This is a genomic window from Streptomyces pristinaespiralis (assembly GCF_001278075.1).
GTDB lineage: Bacteria > Actinomycetota > Actinomycetes > Streptomycetales > Streptomycetaceae > Streptomyces > Streptomyces pristinaespiralis.
Genome location: NZ_CP011340.1, coordinates 6,461,574 through 6,480,654 on the forward strand (window position 1 = coordinate 6,461,574; position 19,081 = coordinate 6,480,654).

Here is a 19,081-nt window from a genome sequence, read left to right on the forward strand (position 1 = left end):
CGTCGGGCTCTGCGTTTGCCTCGTGGCGCACCGGCCTCGGCCCGCGCCCGCTGTGCGTTTGCCTCGTGGCGCACCGGCCTCGGCCCGCGCCCGCTGTGCGTTTGCCTCGTGGCGCACCGGCCTCGGCCCGCGCCCGCTCTGCGTATGCCGCACGGCGCACCGGCCTGTGCCCGCGCCCCTCAGCGTCGCGCCCGAGCCGGACACGGATCCGACTCGGTGCGCCGCCCAGACGTGGCTCCGCTTCGGCGGCCGGATCCCGCGGCCCGCCTCTGCGACCCGGACACAGGGAGAGAAAGGCCAGGTCACGGCCGCGTCGCATCGACTGTCGGACCCCGGCCGTAAGGTCGTTCATGCGCAGTCGGCAGTCGGCACTCTCGGGAGAGGAGGGACGCGGTGACCTCGGTCATGAGCTCGGACACCAGGGCGGTCACGGATACGGGCACGGCAGCCCTCCGCGCCGTTGCAGCCGTCTTCCTGCCCGCCGCGCTGCCGCGCGAGGGCCGTGTCGCGTTCTGGGACCCGCGGGGCCGGGCACTGCCCGGAGCGGACAGCGAGATCACGGTCGTCCGCCCGGACGAGGGCGACACGGACGGCGCCGACGTCCGCAGCGCCACCGTTCCCGCCGTCGTCATGACCGTCGCGGACGCCGCCCCGCTGCTGATCGCCGCCCGGCACGACCCGGCCGCCCACCCGGCTGCCGCCTGCTGGGGCGCGGCCGTGCTGCATGCCCTCCACCTCGTCGCCCGGGGCAGGCTGCTGCCGGGACTCACCTCCTCCGACCACGACGCCTGGCGTGCCGGGCCGCTGGACGCCGACGACATCGCGCAGCTCAGGGCCATCGCCGCCGCCATGCCGTACGAGGCGCACGCCGTCCCCGCCGACGGCCCGCCACCGCTGCGGCTGCCCGAGCCCGAGGCTCTGGTGCGGGCCCTCTTCGATGCCGTTGCCGACAGCCTCCCGCGCACGCCGGCCGCCGAGTTCGCGGCGGGCGCGCCGTTCGCGGCGGCCGCGCCGCAGCATCTGCCCGGTGCGCGCGAGTGGGCCGCCGAGGCAGCCGCCGGGATGGACGCGGGCGTCCGGGTCTCCCTGCGTCTCGACCTGTCCGCCTACGAGTTCTTCGACACCACCCCGGACGGCGGCGCCGCCGAGCGCAACGCGGCGGCCGCTCTCGTCCAGGTGCACAGCCTCGCCGACCCGACTCTCGTCATGGACGCGGCAAGGCTTTGGGCGGGGGCGGGCGACGAGCACTTCGGGCCGCGGGCCAGGATCGACACCGTGCTGGCGCTGCGCCGCGCAGCCCGTGCCTGGCAGCCGCTCGCCCGGCTGCTGGAACGGGACGTGCCGGACGTGCTGCCGCTGAGGGAGGACGAGCTGTACGAGTTGCTCGGCCCCGGCGCGGCCCGCCTGGATGCGGCGGGGGTGGCCGTGCACTGGCCGAAAGAGCTCGCGCGCACGCTCACGGCCGCTGCCGTCGTGCGCTCCGCGCCCGGCTCCGCCACCGACGGCACCCCCTTCTTCGACAGCGAGCAACTGCTCACCTTCGACTGGCAGCTGGCGCTCGAGGGCGATCCGTTGACGGAGCGCGAGATGGACGCGCTGGCCGAGTCGCACCGCCCCATCGTGCGGCTGCGTGACCGGTGGGTCGTCGTCGACCCCGACCTCGTGCGCAAGGCACGCAAGAGGGAGCTCGGCCTGCTGGAGCCGGTCGACGCGCTGGCGGTGGCGCTGACCGGCACGGCCGAGGTCGACGGGGAGACGGTGGAGGCCGTGCCCACGGGCGCGCTGGCCGCCCTCCGTGACCGTCTCACCGCCGCGACAGCCCCCGTCGACGCACCCGAAGGTCTTCGCGCGACCTTGCGTGACTATCAGCTGCGGGGCCTCGCCTGGCTGGATCTCATGACCTCGCTCGGCCTCGGGGGCTGCCTCGCCGACGACATGGGACTGGGCAAGACCGTCACCGTGATCGCCCTGCATCTGCGCCGGGCGCGCACCGCGCCGACGCTCGTCGTCTGCCCGGCGTCGCTGCTCGGCAACTGGCAGCGGGAGATCACCCGCTTCGCCCCTGACGTCCCCGTCCGGCGGTTCCACGGCGCCGGCCGCACCCTCGAGACGCCGGACGGCGGCTTCGTCCTGACCACGTACGGCACGATGCGCAGCAGTGCTGAGCGACTGGCCTCGCACGACTGGGGAATGGTGGTGGCCGACGAGGCCCAGCACGTGAAGAACCCCTTCTCGGCGACCGCCAAGGCGCTGCGCACGATCCCCACCCCCGCCCGTGTCGCCCTGACCGGCACCCCCGTCGAGAACAACCTCTCCGAGCTGTGGGCGCTGCTGGACTGGACGACCCCGGGGCTCCTCGGTCCGCTCAAGGCCTTCCGCTCCCGCCACGCCCGCCTCGTGGAGAACGGCGAGGACGACGACGCCGTGGAGCGGCTCGCCCGGCTCGTCCGCCCGTTCCTGCTGCGCCGTAAGAAGTCCGACCCGGGCATCGTGCCCGAGCTGCCCCCGAAGACGGAGTCGGACCATCCGGTGCCGCTCACCCGTGAGCAGGCCTCCCTCTACGAGGCCGTGGTGCGGGAGACGATGGCGGCGATCGAGGCCGCGGAGGGCATCGCTCGCCGTGGCCTGGTGATGAAGCTGCTCACGGCCCTCAAGCAGATCTGCAACCACCCCGCCCAGTTCCTCAAAGAGTCCGGCGGCGGCCGGGGCGCCGGGGCCTGGAGCGAGGGAGACTCCCGGAGCGGCGCCCGTTCCGGGAGCGGTGGCGCTTCCGTCCGGCTGGCCGGCCGCTCGGGGAAGCTCGCGCTCCTCGACGAACTGCTGGAGACGATCCTGTCGGAGGACGGCTCCGTCCTCGTCTTCACGCAGTACGTCTCCATGGCCCGCCTGCTCTCCGCGCACCTCACCTCCCGCGCGATCCCCAGTCAGTTGCTCCACGGCGGGACGCCGATCACCGAGCGCGAGCGCATGGTCGACCGGTTCCAGTCGGGCGAGGTTCCGGTGTTCATCCTGTCGCTCAAGGCCGCGGGCACCGGGCTGAACCTCACCCGGGCCGGCCATGTGATCCACTACGACCGCTGGTGGAACCCGGCCGTGGAGGAGCAGGCGACCGACCGCGCCTACCGCATCGGCCAGACGCAGCCCGTGCAGGTCCACCGGCTCGTCACCGAGGGCACGGTCGAGGACCGCATCGCGGAGATGCTCGCCTCCAAGCGCGCACTGGCGGACGCGGTGCTGGGATCCGGAGAAGCGGCGCTGACCGAGCTCACCGACCGTGAACTGGCCGACCTCGTCTCCCTGCGGAGGCCCGCATGACCCCCCGCGCGCACGGTGGCCCCCGCTCCCGGCCGGCAGCGCCGTCCGGCTCCCACGACGACCAGCGCCGTACGTTCCCCCCGATCGAGCCGCTCGCCGGCGAAGAGGCGGCCACGACATGGTGGGGCAACGCCTGGGTGGAGGCGCTCGAGGACACCGCCCTCGACCCCGCCCGCCTGGTGCGCGGCCGTGCCTATGCCGCCCGCGGCAACGTCGCCGCGATCACGGTGACGCCCGGCAAGGTCATGGCGTACGTGCAGGGCAGCCGGCCCCGTCCGTACCGCACGGAGATCCGCCTGCGTACGCTCGGCGACGACGACTGGGACGACTTCCTCGCCGCGGCGGCGGCCCGGCCCGACCACATGGCGGCCCTGCTCGACAAGGACGTTCCCCAGACGCTGGCGGCCGCCGTCGAGCTGCCGCCGACGCCCGGGGACCTGATCCCCGACTGCTCCTGCCCGGACGACGGCTACCCCTGCAAGCACGCCGCCGCGCTCTGCTACCAGACCGCCAGGCTGCTGGACGAGGACCCGTTCGTGCTGTTCCTGATGCGCGGCCGCGGCGAACGGGAGATCCTCGCGGCGCTCTCCCGCCGCAACGCCGCCCGTTCGGCGGCCGAGCACACCGCGGCCGCGGCCGCCGCCCCGCAGGCCACCGTGCCCGCGAGCGAGGCGGTCGCCCCCGGCGCCGTACTGCCGCCCCTGCCGCCGCCCTTCCCGGCACCGCGACGTGCGGGCCGTCCTCCGGCCTATCCGCACGCGCCCGGAGCTCCCGACCCGCTCGCCCTGGACCTGCTGGCCTGCGAGGCGGCCGCCCGCGCCCACACCCTCCTGACCACCGGTCGCGACCCCGTCGCAGCGCTGAACCGGTGGGAGGACGCCGTCCGGCTGGCCGCCGCCCATCCCGGCTCCGGACTGACCGCCTCCACCCGCGCCCTCTACCGCGACCTCGCCGCGGCGGCCGACCGCACGCCCACCGACCTGGCACGCGCCGTCGCCGCGTGGCGGCAGGGCGGTCCGGCGGCCCTCTCCGTGCTGGAGGAACCGTGGGATCCGCCCGCCGGCCCCTTCGACCGGGCGCGCCCTGCCCTGGCCGCCGCGGACTTCCCCGGCTTCAGACCCTGGCGCAATCAGCTCTCCACGCGCTCTCTCCAGCTGAGGCTCGGCCGTGACGGCCTCTGGTACGGGTACGAGTCGGACCCGGACCGCGAGGACTGGTGGCCGCGCGGAACGCCCGACACCGACCCCGTCGGAGCGCTCGCCGCGCTCCTCGGCAGGTGACGGCGTAGCGGCCGGCCGCCGGAAAGGCGGCGTCAGAAGTCCGCCAGCGTCGGTTCGTCGAGCCTGGCGACCGAGTCCTGGGCGTACGCGGTGACGTACGCGTCACGGATCCTTTCGATCTGCGGGTCACGGGTCCGGGCCTCGGCCGCCGGATACAGCAGGATCAGCTCGTACGAACGCTCGCGTTCCACCACGCCGTTGGAGTCCCGCCACTGGCCGCGGCCCTCCTGGATGGTCAGCCCGGCAGGGAAGTGGGGCGTGACGCTGCGGTCGACGAACGTCATGAACTGCGCGTCCGTCACGTCCGGACCCCCGTCCGGCCGTTCCGTCCCGAAGAACAGGCGTGTCTCCAGATAGGCCTCACCACGCGCCGCCACCGCTGCCGTCGCACCGGGCTTGGCGGTCCGTCCGTCGTCCAGCGTCGCCTGCGCGGCCGGCGCGCCGACGGCCAGGACACTGACCGCTGCCCCGGCGACGGCCAGCAGCGTGCGCCGCGTCCGGTTCTGCTTCTCCCGCTGCTTGTGCCTCTGCCTCTGCATGATGGTCGGCACGTGTGAACCCTTTCGTGGAGTCGTGGCCCGGCGGCCGCCGGTGCAGCTCACTGTGGCCACCGGAAGGTCCGTTCGCCCGCCGGACACCGGCTTCGACCGGATTCCACCCGCACGAGCGCCGCGGCGCGGACGGCCGGAGCAGTCGGACACGCCGGGGCCGGTCGGAGGAGCCGGGTGGGAGAGCCCGGCACGCCGGTCGGGGGAGTCGGGTGGGGAAGCCGGGTAGGACGGGGACGGGCCCGGGACATCGACACAGGAGGACCGGATGACTTCAGCGGAGCGTGCCGACCGTCCGGCGGCGGATCTCGTGATCGCCGGGTGCACCGTGCTGGTGCACGACGGGGACGGCGAGGGAGCAGGCCGGATCGACTTCGTCGACGACGCGGCGGTCGTGGTCCGCGACGGCGTCATCGACGCCGTGACCACGGCCGCGGCCGTCGCCGACCTCCCCGCTGCCGAACGCATCGACGGCAGGGGACAGCTGGCCATGCCCGGGCTGATCAACTGCCACACCCACTCACCGATGGTGGCGCTGCGCGGCATCGCGGAGGACCTGCCGGTGGAGGAGTGGTTCAACGACTGGATCTGGCCCATCGAGTCCAACCTCACCGGAACCGTCGTCGAACTGGGTGCCCTGCTGGCCTGCGCGGAGATGATCAGCGGCGGCGTCACCACCTTCGCGGACCACTACTTCGCCATGGACCGGGTCGCCGCTGCGGTCACCCGGAGCGGCATGCGGGCGAACCTGGGCTGGGGGTTCTTCTCCAGCCAGGGCGCGGAAGGACGCGAGCGTTCCCTCGACTTCGCCCTGCGCACGGCCGGTGCGGCCGACGGCCGGATCACCACGTGCCTCGCTCCGCACGCCCCGTACACGGTGGATGACGAGGACCTCGCCGCCACCGCCCGGCTCGCGGGCGAGCACGGGCTCATGGTCCATCTGCACGCGGCCGAGAACAGGGCCCAGACCGACCATAGCGTCGAACGGCACGGGCTCACCCCCGTCCAGGTGCTCGAGCGGACCGGGCTGCTGGAGACCGATCTGCTCATCGCCCACGGCACCGGGATCACCGAGGGGGACCTCTCGGTGCTGCGGCGCGCCACGGGCCGGATCGCGGTTGCCACCGCGCCGCGCGGCTACCTCAAATTCGGCTGGGACACGACCCCGATCCGGGCGCTCGCGTCGATCGGCCTGCCCGTGGGGCTGGCGACCGACGGCGCCGCATCCAACAACACCCTCGACGTGTGGGAGTCCATGACGCTCACCGCCCTCGTACAGAAATCGACGGAACGTGATCCGGCGTGGATGACCGCACGGCAGGCGCTCGACCACGCCACCGCGCAGAGCGCGCTGGCGCTGGGACTCGACGACCGCATCGGGGCGCTGACGCCGGGCAGGCGGGCGGACGTGATCCTGGTGGATCTCACCGGACCGCACACCCAGCCGCTGCACGACCTCGCCGCGACCCTGGTGCACAGCGCGCGCTCCTCGGACGTACGCACGACGATCGTGGACGGCAGGGTGCTGATGCGGGACCGCCGTCTGCTCACCCTCGACGTGCCCGCCATCACCGCCGAACTGGCCCGTGAACTCCCGGCGTTGACGCGACGGCGGCACGGCCGGCGCATCCAGGAGTACGACGGCTAGCACGGCCGGAAAGTGGGCACGCGCTAGAAAGTTCGCACACCCGATGGGGTGAATGCCTTGTTCAGCAGAACCGATGCGGCCGCACGGCGTTAATTCCGGTGCGGGCGAGTGTCCCGCGGTTTCTCTTCTGAAGGCAGGCAACCATGAGGCAGGTTCACCGAAAGGGCCTGGCGACCGTGATGCTCACGGGCGGCGCACTGGCCATGGCCACCGGTTACGCCCAGGCGGACTCGGGTGCGCACGGCGTCGCGGCCGGATCTCCCGGCGTGCTCTCCGGCAACGGGGTCCAGCTCCCCGTGCACGTCCCGGTGAACGTGTGCGGCAACACGGTCAACGTCGTCGGACTGCTCAACCCGGCGGCGGGGAACTCCTGCGTCAACGCGTCGCACGGGGAGAACGGCGGCAAGGGCGGCCACGGCGAGGACGGCGGCCAGGGCGGATCGCAGGGCGACGGTGCGGGCTCCCACAACGGCGGCGGTGCCCACGCGGACGGCGAGACGGCCCACTCGCCCGGCGTCCTGTCCGGCAACGGCGTGCAGCTCCCCGTCGACGTGCCGGTCAACGTGAGCGGCAACTCCGTGAACGTCGTGGGCATCGGCAACCCGGCCACCGGCAACACCTCGGTGAACGACTCCGGTGAGCCGCCGGCCGAGGAGAAGCCCGTCACCCCGCCGAAGACCACGGAGCCCGAGAAGCCGGCCGCGCCCGAGGCGCCGGCACCGGCACCCCAGCCGGCCGGGTCGTCGCTCGCCCAGACCGGTTCCGACGAGCTGGCGTTCGCTGTGCCCGCCGGCGCGACGATGATCCTCGGCGGCCTTGTGCTGTACCGCCGGTTCCGCCCCACTCAGGGGTCCTGACCGCTCCTCCCCGGAGCGGCGGTCCCTGACGCCCCTCCCAGCGGCCCTGGAACCGGCTCCTCGGGACCGGCCCTCCAGGGCTCCCCGGCGTCATGGGCCGCCCCGGCCTCGTCGGGGCACCGCCTCCAGGACGCCAGCACGGCATCGATCTCCCCGGCCAGCCGGGCGCGCGCCTCTTTGCGGGGCACGCCCGCCATCAGGAGGGCGTCGTAGTCGGTGTCGAGGTGCCGCACGGACGCGCGCACGGCGGCCGTGACGGCTCCCTCCTCCAGACAGCGGCCCGCCGCCGTGCGGCCCACGCGCCCGCTGCCGCGCGCGGAGGCGTGCGCCGCGATTTCGGCGGCGCGCTCCTCGGGGCAGCCGGGGAACAGCTGCCGTATCCGCGCGGCCAGTTCGGCGGCGAAGCGGAGATCCGCCGCGGCCCGGCGGACCGCGTCCCGCTCACGGCGGCGGAGGCGGACCTCCGCGTCGGCGAGGCACGCAGACTCGGCGCGGGCGAGTGCGTGTTCCTCGACGAGCAGCCCTTGGCGTTCGTAGCGACCCTGTCGGCGGTTGCGCCGGACCACCACCGCCCACAGGGCACTCGCCTCTCTCGCCCGCCGGCTGAGCGCGGCGTCGCCCCGGGGCAGATACACCAGGTGCCCGAGATCGGCGCAGTCGAGACAGACCGGCACGCCGGACTCGAGAAGGTGCATCGCCAGCGGGCCCCTGCGGCACTCCGCGCAGTGCCTGCCCTTGAGCGGTTGGATCACCACCAGGTCCATGTCCCCTTGGTACCCGGCGGATACGCTCCGATCCCATGACGCTCAACTGTGCCGTACTCGACGACTATCAGGATGTCGCGCTCTCCATGGCCGACTGGTCAGCACTGGAGGGCAGCGTCGAAGTGCGCTCCTACCGGGAGCACTTCGGTTCGGAGGAAGAGGTCGCCGCGGCGGTCGGCGACTGCGAGATCCTGGTCGTGATGCGCGAGCGGACGCCCTTCCCCGCGTCCCTTCTCGACCGGCTGCCGCGCCTGCGGCTCCTGATCACCTCGGGCATGCGCAACGCGTCGATCGACCTCGGGGCCGCGGCCCGCAACGGCGTGACCGTCTGCGGCACCGCCAGCAATTCGGAGCCGCCCGCCGAACTGACGTGGGCGCTCATCCTCGGACTGGCGCGCCACGTGGTCACGGAGAGCGCCGCCCTGCGCGACGGGGGCCCGTGGCAGTCCACGATCGGGGCGGACCTGCACGGCCGTACGCTCGCGCTGCTCGGTCTCGGGAAGATCGGCGCGAAGGTCGCCGCCGTCGGCCGGGCCTTCGGCATGGACGTCGTGGCGTGGAGCCACAACCTCACCGAGGAACGAGCTGCGGAGCACGGCGTCCGGCGGGCCGGTTCGCTGGGGGAGCTGCTCGAGGCCGGCGACTTCGTCTCCGTGCACCTGCAACTCGGCGAGCGCACCCGCGGGCTGATCGGCGCCGGCGAACTGAAGCGGATGCGGCGGACCGCCTGTCTCGTCAACACGTCGCGGGCCGCGATCGTCGACCAGGAGGCCCTGGTGCTGGCCCTGCGCGAGGGCTGGATCGCCGGGGCGGGGGCCGACGTCTTCGAGGAGGAACCGCTGCCCGCCGGCCATCCGCTGCGCACGGCCCCGAACTTCCTCGGGCTGCCTCACCTCGGCTACGTCACCCGCCGTAACTACGAGGGCTACTTCGGGGAAGCGGTCGAGGACATCGCCGCCTATCTCGCGGGCAGCCCCGTCCGTACCCTGGCGGTGCCCGACTGAACCCGCCGTACGGCGGGCCGGTCCAAACGAGAGGCCTCAGCGCACGCTGGGCGCCGCGGCGCCGATGAACTCCGACAGTGTCTCCCGCGCCTGCTCGGACCGGAGCGAGCGGTCCGACTCGTCGGGTGCCTCGTGCAGACAGTTGGTGAGCTCGAACGCGGACGCCGCGAGCGCCAGTGCCTGCGGGTCGTCGCACACCAACTGCACGCGGATCAAAGCCTGGTGGGCACTGGAACGCAGCCGGTACGAGTCGATGCGGGCCTCCTCGGCGACGGTGCTGCCCGGCGCCTCCAGCGCCCGGTGCCAGCGGTCGTTCTGGCCGCGGCGGTAGTCGACGAGCGCGCCCGCGAAGGAGCTGTACGCGGAGATCCGCTCCTGGCGCAGCTGCTCCGCCCGGGCGAGGACCGCGGTACGTTCCGCGGTCTGGCGCTGGAAGAAGTGGGTAGCCACGGACCCCAGCAAGGTGCCGATGACCGCGATGAGCGCTGTCCACATGTGCTGCTCCCGGACTTGATCCGTCGTTCGAGGGTGCCGATCGGTGCCGGATGATCCACCGGCTTTGGGCACGAGCGAATCAGATCACCGCGGTGGAGACGTGCGTCAAGTCCCCTGTGCCGTACTACTTCCGGTAACCGCTGGTAGCTTGAGGCGTTTGCCGGAGCGATGACTCGGAGGGGACCGGCCATGCGGGGTTTGACGGTGATGGGCAAGCGGTTCGACGTACGTACGGCGCTGGTGCTGACGGGCTGTCTCGCGGCCCTGGCGGTCGTCCCGTCCGCCGCGAACGCCACCCCCGGCAGCGGGGTCTCGGGAACGGTCCTGGCCCAGGGCACGACGGACGAGTCGCTGAGGATCACGGCCAAGGGACGCACGGACGTGGTGGTACGCACGCTCACCATCGCCCCCGGTGGCACGACGGGCTGGCACCATCACCCCGGCCAGGTGCTCGCCGTCGTCCGGTCGGGCACGCTGACCCGCACCCTGGACGACTGTTCCCTCGAGGTCACCGGTCCCGGCGGCGCGATACTGGAACCGGCGGGCGCCCGCCACCGCCACCTCGGGCGCAACCTCGGCACCGAGCCGGTCGTCCTGTATGTGACGTACTTCCTGCCCGCCGGCAGCCCGCTCTCGGTGGACGAGGAGGCACCGGACTGCGCGGCCGGACAACCGGCCGCGCGCTCCGGGACGGTCGGTGAGGATGGGTGAGTGCGACTCGAACCGATCACCTGGGAGCGGCTGGCCGAGAATCTGGCCGAGCGTGTCCTGAGAACGACCGCCGCCGACGGCAGCCCCTGGCTGCGCGTCGGTGTGGACGGTGCCCCGGCGGCACGGCCGGGCGACCTCGCGGAGCTGACCGGTGAGGCGCTGCGGGTGCGGGGGCGGGGTGTCGTCGTGGTGGGGACGGGCGGGTTCCTGCGGCCCGCGTCGCTCCGCTACGAGTACGGGCGCGAGGACCCCGACACCTACTACAGCGGCTGGTTCGACACGGGCGCCTTGTGGCGCGAGGTCTTCGGGCCGCTGGAAGCGGGCGGCAGCGGACGGGTGCTGCCCGATCTGTGGGACCCGTCGACGGACCGGGCCACCCGCAGCGCACACGTCGAACTGCCGCCCGGCGGGGTTCTGTTGCTGCACGGTCCCTTCCTGTTCGGCCACTGGTTCCCGTTCGACCTGACCGTGCACCTGAGCCTGTCCCCTCCCGCGCTGGAACGCCGGACGGACGAAGGTGAACGCTGGGCGCTCCCGGCGTACGCCCGGTACGAGGAAGAAGTCGGACCCGGTGACGCGGCGGACATCCTCGTACGGGCGGACGATCCGCGGCATCCGGCCTGGTCGGCAGGCGGCTGACCTGGGGTCTGTCGTTTGGATCGAGCCCGGCAAGATCCGAACGAGAGGCCCTAGGGGCGGCCGCCGATCAGGGCCACGGCCTCCGCGCCGGCCCGGCAGCCCTCCTCCGCCGCCGTACGGGCATCCGCACCCGCCAGCCGTGCGGCGAGGAACGCCCCCGTGAAGGCGTCACCCGCGCCTGTGCTGTCCAGGGCAGGGGCGATGGGGGAGGGGAGCCGGGCCGTGACCGTGCCGGCCTCGGCGACGAGCGCGCCCCCGGCACCCAGCGTCACCACGGTCAGCGGGACCGACCGGCTGAGTTTCACGGCGGCGTCGGCAGGGTCGGGCAGAGCTGTCAGCAGCCGCGCCTCGTCCGCGTTCGGCAGCAGGACGTCGACACCGTCGAGGTCCGGGAGCAGCCGCTCCACGCCCCGTTCGCGGATGAAGCCGGCCGAGGCCGGGTCGACGCTCACCGTGACGCCCGCCTTCCGCGCCGCGCTCATCGCGGCGAGCGCCGTCGCACGGCTGGTGCCGGAGAACAGCAGATAGCCGGACAGATGCAGATGGGCGATCCCTTCGAGCAGCTCGGGGGACCAGTCGGCCGGGCACAGGCGCAGCACGGCGCCGCTGTCCGTGAGGAACGTCCGCTCCGCGGTGCGGTCGACCAGCGCGACGACCGTCGCCGTCGGCACCTCGTCGTCGGGCACGAGCAGCGGCCGCACGCCCGCCGTACGCAGCCGTGCCGCATGCCACTCCAGATCGTCGACGCCCGCACGGGCGAGCAGCCGCACATCGTGGCAGCCCCGGTACGCCGCCCAGCACGCCACGTTCGCTCCGGCGCCGCCGGGCAGGATGCGGATCGTGGCGGGGGTGTCCGTGCCGTGCGCGAGCGGCGCGCTGTGCCGGGCGACGACATCGGTGACGACGTCGCCCACGACGAGAAGCCCGTTCATGCGTAGGCCGCTGCGATCCGTGCCGCGAGCCGGACGTTGCCGCGCACGGCGGCCAGGTTGGCCTCGAGGGACGCGCCGTCGGTGTACCGCATCAGCCGCTCGAGGAGGAACGGCGTGACGGCCTGCCCGGTGATGCCCTGTTCGTGCGCCTCTTCGAGCGCCCGCGCCAGCACCCGGTCGTGCAGTGCCGGGTCCAACTGCTCCTCCACCGGGACGGGGTTGGCCACGATCAGCGAGGAGTACGGCTCGGCGAGGGCGTCCTTGGCGCGCATCACGGCGACGACCTCCTCGGGAGAGTCGACGGTCCAGTCGACCGGTTCTCCGGAGGAGGCCAGGTAGAAGCCGGGGAAGTGGGCGGTCCCGTACCCGATCACGGTCACCCCCAAGGTCTCCAGCCGCTGGAGGGTGGCCGGGACGTCCAGGATCGACTTCACCCCCGCGCAGACCACCGTGATGCCCACCTGGGCGAGCAGCCGCAGGTCCGCCGACTCGTCCTGGGTCTCGGTCCAGCCCCGGTGCACACCGCCCAGACCACCGGTCGCGAAGACCCTGACACCGGCCAGGCCGGCGAGGAACGCCGTGGCGGAGACGGTCGTGGCGCCGCTCGCGCCCGTGGCGAGGGCGGGAGCGAGATCGCGGTGTCCGAGCTTGCGCATCTCCGGGTCGCCCGCGACCCGTTCCAACTCGGCCTTGGTCAGCCCGACATGGGCTCTGCCGTCGAGCACGGCGATGGTCGCGGGCACGGCACCGCCCGAGCGGACAAGGGCCTCCAGCTCCGTCGCGACGGCCAGATTGCGGGGACGCGGCAGTCCGTGGGAGATGATCGTCGACTCCAGGGCCACGACGGGCACTTTGGTGTCGAGGGCTTCCCTTACCTCTTCGGACACCATGGCTGCGGTCTTCGGCATGTCCCATCCCTGGCGCGGGGGAGCGGGGCGCAAACCTCCGGACGGACGTTGATCCGCTGATTGGAAGGAAAGTTTACTGTCAACCATTGACAGTGACATGGCTGCTTGTCACCATCCCGGCAGCGGCTTGGCGCGGCGCCCGACCCCCTCGGGCGTGACGCGCTCAGCGAGAGCTCTGACCCGGCCGCCGTACGCCGAGCCCTGCCCGGGCGCGGCGCGTCGCAAGGAGTCCAGCTCTCGCCGCCTCCTTCCAGGGAGCCAGGTATGCGCCTGACCGCCTCCACCCCACCACGCCGGACCGCGGTACTCGCCCTCACCGCCGTACTGCTGCTGATCGCCGCCGTTCTCGTCGCCCGCCCCGGCAGGGCCGATGCCGCCGGGGCTGCCGCGGACCCCCTCATCTCGCGCGGCCGGACCGCCACCGCCTCGTCCCTCGAAGGCTCCGGCTTCGCCGCCTCCAACGCCTTCGACGGGAACACGGGCACCCGCTGGGCCTCCGCAGAGGGCCAGGACCCCCAGTGGATCAGCGTCGACCTCGGCGCCCTCGCCACCGTCTCCCGGGTCACGCTCGACTGGGAGGTCGCCCACGCCCGGGACTACCGCATCGAGATGTCCGCCGACGGCGCCGCCTGGACCACCATCGCCACCCGGACCGCGGGTGACGGTGGCACCGACGAGTTCACCGGCCTCGCGGGCAAGGGCCGCCACCTGCGCGTCCTGGGTACCGCACGCGGCACCGAATACGGCTACTCGCTCTGGGAGGTCGACGTCTACGGCACCGTCGACGGCGGTGAACCGCCCACCGGAGCGTTCACCGTCGTCGCCGCGGGCGACATCGCCGCCCAGTGCACCGCGTCCTCGAGTTCCTGCGCCCACCCGAAGACCGCCGCCCGAGCGCAGCGGATCAACCCGAGGTTCTATCTGACGATGGGCGACAACCAGTACGACGACGCCCGTCTCTCCGACTTCCGCAACTACTACGACAAGACCTGGGGCGCCTTCAAGTCGAAGACCCGGCCGGTGCCCGGCAACCACGAGTCGTACGACCCGGCGGGCGAGTTCGTGGGCTACAAGCAGTACTTCGGCGCCATCGCCTACCCGCAGGGCAAGCCCTACTACAGCTACGACGAGGGCAATTGGCACTTCATCGCCCTCGACTCCAACACCTTCGACGACCCGTCCCAGATCACGTGGCTGAGGGAGGACCTCGCCCGCAACAGCAAGAAGTGCGTCGCCGCCTACTGGCACCATCCGCTCTTCAGTTCCGGCGGACACGGCAACGACCCCGTCGGCAAGCCGGTCTGGGACATTTTGTACGGGGCCAAGGCGGATCTCGTCCTCGGTGGCCACGACCACCACTACGAGCGCTTCGCACCGCAGGACCCGTCCGGCCGGGCCACCGCCGACGGCATCGTCCAGATCGTCGGCGGCATGGGCGGGGCCGAGCCCTACCCGATCGAGGAGGTCCAGCCCAACAGCCAGAAGCGCATCAGCGGACCGTACGGCGTGCTCAAGCTGGACCTCACCGACACGACGTATCGCTGGAGCTACGTGGGCACCGACGGCTCCGTCAAGGACACCAGCCCCACCTACACCTGTCACTGACGATGTATCTGGCCACCACCGGCCGGCCTGACACGCCGCCCGCACCGGGAGCACCACCCGGGGCGGCGCGGCGCGTCCCCGGCACCGTGATCGCGCTCGGAGCGGTCAGCCTCGTCACCGACATCTCCTCGGAGATGGTCACCGCCGTGCTGCCGCTCTACTTCGTCCTCGGACTGGGCCTGACGCCCCTCCAGTTCGGCCTCCTCGACGGTCTGTTCAACGGCGTGACCGCCCTGGTGCGGCTCGCCGGAGGCCACGCCGCCGACCGGGGCGGCCGGCACAAACGCGTCGCCGGAGCCGGCTACGCGCTCTCCGCCTGCTCCCGGCTCGGGCTGCTGCTCGCCGGCGGCGCGACCGGAGGCATCGCGGCCGCCCTGGCCGCCGACCGGATCGGCAAGGGCATCAGAACGGCCCCCCGCGACGCGATGATCACACTCAGCAGCCCGCCGGAGACACTGGGCCGGGCCTTCGGCGTCCACCGCGCCATGGACACCACGGGAGCACTGCTCGGCCCGCTCGCCGCGTTCGGGCTGCTGTGGGCGACCGCGGACGCCTACGACGCGGTGTTCGTCGTCAGCTTCTGCACCGGGCTGCTGGGTGTGGTGCTGCTGGCTCTGCTGGTACCGGGGCATTTCTCTCTGCCCGCCGCCGCTCCCGCACCCACGCCGGCCGCCGCCGCTCCCGCACCCACGCCGGCCGCCGCCGCTCCCGCATCCACGCCGGCCCTGAGTCCCGCCGCCGGCCGCGGTTCGGTGTTCGAGCCTCTTCGTAGTCCCGCCTTCCGCCGCATACTCGCCGCCGCCGCGCTGCTCGGCGCGGCGACCATCGGCGACGCGTTCGTCTACCTTCTGCTGCAACGCCGGCTGGACGTGGGCGTGGTCTGGTTCCCGCTGCTGCCGCTCGGCGCCGCGGCCGTCTACCTGCTGCTCGCCGTCCCGGCCGGCCGGCTCGCCGACCGCGTGGGCCGCCGGGTCCCGTTCCTGTGCGGGCACGGGGCCCTGCTCGCCGCCTACCTGCTGCTGCTCACGCCGATCAACGGCACGGTCGTCCTCGCCCTCGTGCTGGTACTCGTCGGAGCCTTCTACGCCTCCACCGACGGCGTGCTGATGGCGATCGCCGGCCCCCTGCTGCCCGCGGCCCGGCGGGCGAGCGGCCTGGCGCTGCTCCAGACCGGCCAGGCGGTGGCCCGACTGATCGCCGCCGCTGGATTCGGCGCCGCGTGGACCTTGTGGGGACCGAGACCCGCGCTCGCCGCTGCCGCCACCGCGATGCTCACCGCCCTGGTGCTCGCCCGGGCCGTTCTGCCCCGTACGGAACAGGAAAGGCAGGCGCCATGAAGCCGCACCCGTCCACGCCTCCGCCCCCGCCTGGTTCCCGTCGGCGCATCGGCGCGCTCGTCCTCGCCACGGTCGTGCTGGCGGGTGTCGCCGTCGGATACACGGTGAGTGCGTCCGGTCGCGGCGACCGTCCGGCTGCGGCGGAGGAATCGTTCGAACTGGCCGGCCCCCGGCTGTACTTCCGCAGCACCCGGGAAGAGAACGGCCGCATCGCCCATCGGCCCGCGGCGGAGCAGGCACCGGAGGCGCCCCGCACGACCGGCGGCCCGTCCTGCGACCGCTTCCACGCGGCGGGGGGCACCGCGCTGTGTCTCCAGCGCCGCCCCGGCGTGCCGCCCCGCGCCTACGCGGTCGTCCTCGACCGCCGGCTCCGCGAGACCCGCCGCATCGCGCTGCCCGGGATCCCCGACCGGGCGCGGGTGTCGGCGTCCGGACGCATGCTGTCGTGGACGATGTTCGCCGTGGGGGACTCCTACGCCGGCTCGTCCTTCTCCACGCGGACCTCGATCCTCGATCTGCGCACCGATTACCTGATCAAGAACATGGAACAGATCCCGCTCACCATCGACGGCCGCCGCTACCACGCACCGGACGTCAACTACTGGGGTGTCACCTTCGCCCGCGACGACAACCGCTTCTACGCGACCGTCTCGTCCAAGGGGCGCACGCATCTCGTGGAGGGCGACATGCGAGCCTGGTCGGCGCGGGCGCTGCGCGAGAACGTCGAATGCCCGTCACTGTCACCGGACAACGGGCGGATCGCCTTCAAGAAGAAGATCGGCGGTGGCGACCGGGCCCGGCCGTGGCGACTGTACGTCCTCGACCTGAAGACCATGCGCGAACACCCCTTGGCGGAGACGCGAGGGGTGGACGACCAGGCGGCGTGGCTCGACGACGACACGATCGCGTACGCGCTGCCGCGGGAGGACGGACGGGGCACCGACATCTGGACCGTCCCTGCGGACGGCACGGGCCGGCCCCGTCTGCACGTGGCATGGGCGTCGTCACCGACACCGGTGCGGTGACGGGCGTGGCAGGCAACCGGAGCCCGCCCCGCGAGGCTCCAGGGGAGCGCGGGCGAAACGCCCGGCGCGGCTACGCCCGGGCCACGGCCCTGCGCACCGCCAGCCCCGCCATCGGCAGCAAGAGCATCACGCCCACCGCGTTCAGCCACCCGTACCCGGCCTCCGCCACCACCAGGCCGGCCGCCGCGCCCCCCACACCCGCCGCCGTGTTCATCGCCAGGTCGGACAGGCCCTGGACCGCCGCCCTCGTGGGCTGCGGCACGGACTCGGTGAGCAGCGTGGAGCCGGAGACGAGCCCCGCCGACCAGCCGAGGCCGAGCAGGAACAGCCCCGCCGCGGTCTGTTTGTGGTTGCCGCCGGCGGTTCCGGCGAGCACCGCCGCCGCACAGAGCAGTCCCGCCGCCAACCCGATCACCGCGAGCCGACCGACGCGGTCGGCGAGCCGGCCCATCACCGGGGAGAAGGCGTACATGCCCGCGATGTGGCCGCTGATCACCAGGCCGATCAGTTCGATGCCGGCCCCGTGGTGGCCGAGCGCGACCGGTGTCATCGACATGATCGACACCATGGCGGTGTGCGAGACGGCCACGGTCACCAGCGCCAGCCGCGCCATGGGGGACTCGCGTACGGCGCGGAGCCCGGCCTTCAGCGACCGGCCTTCGGGCGAGCGGTCCGCCGGGGACATCGCCCGGGCCGTGAGCAGCGGGTCGGGACGCAGCAGGACGAGTACGAGAACGGCGGAGAGGAGGAACACCCCGGCCGCCCAGAGGAACGGTCCCGCGGCCGGCGGGATGCCGAGGCCCGACACGCTCCGGCCAGCCGGTGAGGCGATGTTGGGTCCGAGCACCGCGCCGATGGTCGTCGCCCATACGACCGTGGAGATGGCCCGGCCGCGCCGCTCGGGCTCCGCGAGGTCGGCGGCCGCGAACCGGGCCTGCAGATTGGCGGACGACGCGGCTCCGAAGCCCGCCATCCCGACCAGCAGGAGCGGGAAGTGGTCGAGGACGGCGGCGACCACGACCACTCCCGCGCCGAGCGCCCCGATGAGGTAGGCCAGCACCAGCCCGGGGCGGCGGCCTCGCGCGGTCATCAGGGCGGCGAGCGGCACGGAAAGGAGCGCGGTGCCGACGACGGTGGCGGTCGGGGCGAGCCCGGCCAGGGCCTCCGTCCCACTGACCTCGTGGGCGAGCACCGTGGCCAGTGCGATACCGGTGGCGACGCCGAGGCCGCCCAGGATCTGGCTCGCGATCAGCACGGCGTTGATACGCCTGCGTATCGCGGGCAGCTCGTCCGCCGCCACGGCGGTCTTGGATGCTTCGGGTATGTCAGGAGCGTCGGACGGCATGGTCACCGACGCAGTGTCTCAGAACGGATCGTCAGCCCGGGCCCGTCGGGCAGATACGGGGAACAGCCCGCATCCCGATGCCCTCGCACCGTCGGAACCGGCCGCAACCCTCAGGACTCGCCTGCGGGCCCCTCAGAACAGGGGCTGCGGCAGCACACCCTCGAGCGCCAGCAGTTGCCGTTTGGTCTCGAGCCCTCCGCCGAAGCCCCCGAGCCCGCCGTCCGTCTCGAGCACCCGGTGGCACGGCACGACGACCGGCAGGGGATTGGAACCCATCGCCGCGCCCACGGCCTGCGCCGCGCCCGGCTGGCCGACGCGGGCGGCGAGCTCCCCGTATCCGACGACCGCCCCGTACGCCACGCCTGCCAGCAGCTCACGGAGCACCTGCCGGTTGAAGCCCGCCGAGAGCGACCAGTCCAGCGGCAGGTCGAACGTGCGCAAGGTGCCCGCGAAGTAGGCCTGGAGCTGGCGTATCGGCTCGGCGAGCCGGCCCGCCGGGTCCTCCACGGGCTCGGCCCCCAGCCGGTCCGCCAGCTGCGCCGGCATGCGGTCCCGTACGGCCGGCCCGGCGTGGAAGGCCACGCTCACGAGGCCCTCGTCCGTCGCGGCGAGAAGCAGCGGGCCGATGTCCGTGCCGATCACGGCCCACTCGAAGGTCTTCATGCCGA

Annotated in this window: 17 protein-coding genes; 10 read left to right on the forward strand and 7 right to left on the reverse strand. The window is 73.2% G+C overall.

Features of this window, described 5'->3' with window-relative positions; translation table 11 throughout:
- Nucleotides 1–405: 405 nt before the first annotated feature.
- Together SPRI_RS27555 and SPRI_RS27560 are read left to right on the forward strand one after the other, a co-directional pair.
- Nucleotides 406–3,315, forward strand: a complete 2,910-nt coding sequence (locus SPRI_RS27555) for a DEAD/DEAH box helicase (RefSeq protein ID WP_005318911.1) — start codon at nt 406–408, stop codon at nt 3,313–3,315.
- Complete coding sequence (locus SPRI_RS27560; RefSeq protein ID WP_005318912.1) at nt 3,312–4,595, forward strand: SWIM zinc finger family protein; 1,284 nt, start codon at nt 3,312–3,314, stop codon at nt 4,593–4,595. The genes SPRI_RS27555 and SPRI_RS27560 overlap by 4 nt, the downstream gene beginning before the upstream one ends.
- Before the next feature lie 32 nt (nt 4,596–4,627).
- Here the strand turns inward: SPRI_RS27560 and SPRI_RS27565 are convergent, their stop codons facing one another.
- Entirely contained in the window at nt 4,628–5,134 is a 507-nt protein-coding gene (locus SPRI_RS27565; RefSeq protein ID WP_005318913.1) for a DUF3574 domain-containing protein, read from the reverse strand.
- Nucleotides 5,135–5,411: 277 nt separating this feature from the next.
- Between SPRI_RS27565 and SPRI_RS27570 the strand changes: the two genes are divergently transcribed.
- Together SPRI_RS27570 and SPRI_RS27575 are read left to right on the forward strand one after the other, a co-directional pair.
- Nucleotides 5,412–6,791: an amidohydrolase gene (locus SPRI_RS27570; protein WP_005318914.1), complete on the forward strand. Its 1,380-nt coding sequence runs from the start codon at nt 5,412–5,414 to the stop codon at nt 6,789–6,791.
- A 143-nt stretch (nt 6,792–6,934) separates the two neighbouring features.
- Complete coding sequence (locus SPRI_RS27575) at nt 6,935–7,648, forward strand: chaplin (RefSeq protein WP_005318915.1); 714 nt, start codon at nt 6,935–6,937, stop codon at nt 7,646–7,648.
- On the opposite strand, the gene SPRI_RS27580 is transcribed toward SPRI_RS27575, so the two are convergent.
- The gene (locus SPRI_RS27580) at nt 7,636–8,412 is read right to left on the reverse strand and encodes a DUF2293 domain-containing protein (RefSeq protein ID WP_005318916.1); all 777 of its coding nucleotides are present in this window, start codon (nt 8,410–8,412) and stop codon (nt 7,636–7,638) included. The genes SPRI_RS27575 and SPRI_RS27580 overlap by 13 nt on opposite strands.
- Before the next feature lie 35 nt (nt 8,413–8,447).
- Here SPRI_RS27580 and SPRI_RS27585 point away from each other — a divergent pair, with 35 nt between their 5' ends.
- Entirely contained in the window at nt 8,448–9,416 is a 969-nt protein-coding gene (locus SPRI_RS27585) for a D-2-hydroxyacid dehydrogenase family protein (protein ID WP_005318917.1), read from the forward strand.
- Between the two features lie 36 nt (nt 9,417–9,452).
- On the opposite strand, the gene SPRI_RS27590 is transcribed toward SPRI_RS27585, so the two are convergent.
- Nucleotides 9,453–9,911, reverse strand: coding sequence for a hypothetical protein (locus SPRI_RS27590; RefSeq protein ID WP_037774988.1), 459 nt, complete (start codon nt 9,909–9,911; stop codon nt 9,453–9,455).
- Nucleotides 9,912–10,100: 189 nt separating this feature from the next.
- On the opposite strand from SPRI_RS27590, the gene SPRI_RS27595 reads away from it, so the two are divergent.
- Together SPRI_RS27595 and SPRI_RS27600 are read left to right on the forward strand one after the other, a co-directional pair.
- The gene (locus SPRI_RS27595) at nt 10,101–10,622 is read left to right on the forward strand and encodes a cupin domain-containing protein (RefSeq protein WP_086025607.1); all 522 of its coding nucleotides are present in this window, start codon (nt 10,101–10,103) and stop codon (nt 10,620–10,622) included.
- Complete coding sequence (locus tag SPRI_RS27600; RefSeq protein WP_005318920.1) at nt 10,623–11,261, forward strand: nucleoside/nucleotide kinase family protein; 639 nt, start codon at nt 10,623–10,625, stop codon at nt 11,259–11,261. It begins immediately after the preceding gene.
- A gap of 50 nt (nt 11,262–11,311) precedes the next feature.
- On the opposite strand, the gene SPRI_RS27605 is transcribed toward SPRI_RS27600, so the two are convergent.
- Entirely contained in the window at nt 11,312–12,193 is an 882-nt protein-coding gene (locus SPRI_RS27605) for a carbohydrate kinase family protein (protein WP_005318921.1), read from the reverse strand.
- Nucleotides 12,190–13,101, reverse strand: a complete 912-nt coding sequence (locus tag SPRI_RS27610) for a pseudouridine-5'-phosphate glycosidase (RefSeq protein WP_005318923.1) — start codon at nt 13,099–13,101, stop codon at nt 12,190–12,192. Before SPRI_RS27610 ends, SPRI_RS27605 begins: the two co-directional genes overlap by 4 nt.
- Nucleotides 13,102–13,365: 264 nt before the next feature.
- Between SPRI_RS27610 and SPRI_RS27615 the strand changes: the two genes are divergently transcribed.
- From SPRI_RS27615 to SPRI_RS27625, 3 genes are read left to right on the forward strand one after another with little or no spacing between them, the layout of a single operon-like run.
- The gene (locus SPRI_RS27615; protein WP_005318925.1) at nt 13,366–14,706 is read left to right on the forward strand and encodes a discoidin domain-containing protein; all 1,341 of its coding nucleotides are present in this window, start codon (nt 13,366–13,368) and stop codon (nt 14,704–14,706) included.
- Between the two features lie 2 nt (nt 14,707–14,708).
- Nucleotides 14,709–16,043: an MFS transporter gene (locus tag SPRI_RS27620; RefSeq protein WP_053557432.1), complete on the forward strand. Its 1,335-nt coding sequence runs from the start codon at nt 14,709–14,711 to the stop codon at nt 16,041–16,043.
- A complete protein-coding gene (locus SPRI_RS27625; protein WP_005318931.1) occupies nt 16,040–17,068 on the forward strand; it encodes a TolB family protein in 1,029 nt (342 codons plus the stop codon). The genes SPRI_RS27620 and SPRI_RS27625 overlap by 4 nt, the downstream gene beginning before the upstream one ends.
- 70 nt (nt 17,069–17,138) lie before the next feature.
- Here the strand turns inward: SPRI_RS27625 and SPRI_RS27630 are convergent, their stop codons facing one another.
- A complete protein-coding gene (locus SPRI_RS27630; protein WP_005318933.1) occupies nt 17,139–18,413 on the reverse strand; it encodes an MFS transporter in 1,275 nt (424 codons plus the stop codon).
- A gap of 132 nt (nt 18,414–18,545) precedes the next feature.
- Entirely contained in the window at nt 18,546–19,076 is a 531-nt protein-coding gene (locus tag SPRI_RS27635; RefSeq protein WP_037776972.1) for a methylated-DNA--[protein]-cysteine S-methyltransferase, read from the reverse strand.
- Nucleotides 19,077–19,081 lie beyond the last annotated feature (5 nt).

Bases quoted from the DNA above. Each gene is read 5' to 3' on its own strand.
- SPRI_RS27635 (WP_037776972.1), bottom strand. From the start codon at position 19,076: ATGAAGACCTTCGAGTGGGCCGTGATCGGCACGGACATCGGCCCGCTG.
- SPRI_RS27575 (WP_005318915.1), top strand. From the start codon at position 6,935: ATGAGGCAGGTTCACCGAAAGGGCCTGGCGACCGTGATGCTCACGGGC.
- SPRI_RS27570 (WP_005318914.1), top strand. From the start codon at position 5,412: ATGACTTCAGCGGAGCGTGCCGACCGTCCGGCGGCGGATCTCGTGATC.
- SPRI_RS27605 (WP_005318921.1), bottom strand. From the start codon at position 12,193: ATGAACGGGCTTCTCGTCGTGGGCGACGTCGTCACCGATGTCGTCGCC.
- SPRI_RS27630 (WP_005318933.1), bottom strand. From the start codon at position 18,413: ATGCCGTCCGACGCTCCTGACATACCCGAAGCATCCAAGACCGCCGTG.
- SPRI_RS27565 (WP_005318913.1), bottom strand. From the start codon at position 5,134: ATGCAGAGGCAGAGGCACAAGCAGCGGGAGAAGCAGAACCGGACGCGG.
- SPRI_RS27620 (WP_053557432.1), top strand. From the start codon at position 14,709: ATGTATCTGGCCACCACCGGCCGGCCTGACACGCCGCCCGCACCGGGA.
- SPRI_RS27625 (WP_005318931.1), top strand. From the start codon at position 16,040: ATGAAGCCGCACCCGTCCACGCCTCCGCCCCCGCCTGGTTCCCGTCGG.
- SPRI_RS27585 (WP_005318917.1), top strand. From the start codon at position 8,448: ATGACGCTCAACTGTGCCGTACTCGACGACTATCAGGATGTCGCGCTC.
- SPRI_RS27595 (WP_086025607.1), top strand. From the start codon at position 10,101: ATGCGGGGTTTGACGGTGATGGGCAAGCGGTTCGACGTACGTACGGCG.
- SPRI_RS27615 (WP_005318925.1), top strand. From the start codon at position 13,366: ATGCGCCTGACCGCCTCCACCCCACCACGCCGGACCGCGGTACTCGCC.
- SPRI_RS27580 (WP_005318916.1), bottom strand. From the start codon at position 8,412: ATGGACCTGGTGGTGATCCAACCGCTCAAGGGCAGGCACTGCGCGGAG.
- SPRI_RS27560 (WP_005318912.1), top strand. From the start codon at position 3,312: ATGACCCCCCGCGCGCACGGTGGCCCCCGCTCCCGGCCGGCAGCGCCG.
- SPRI_RS27555 (WP_005318911.1), top strand. From the start codon at position 406: ATGAGCTCGGACACCAGGGCGGTCACGGATACGGGCACGGCAGCCCTC.
- SPRI_RS27590 (WP_037774988.1), bottom strand. From the start codon at position 9,911: ATGTGGACAGCGCTCATCGCGGTCATCGGCACCTTGCTGGGGTCCGTG.
- SPRI_RS27610 (WP_005318923.1), bottom strand. From the start codon at position 13,101: ATGCCGAAGACCGCAGCCATGGTGTCCGAAGAGGTAAGGGAAGCCCTC.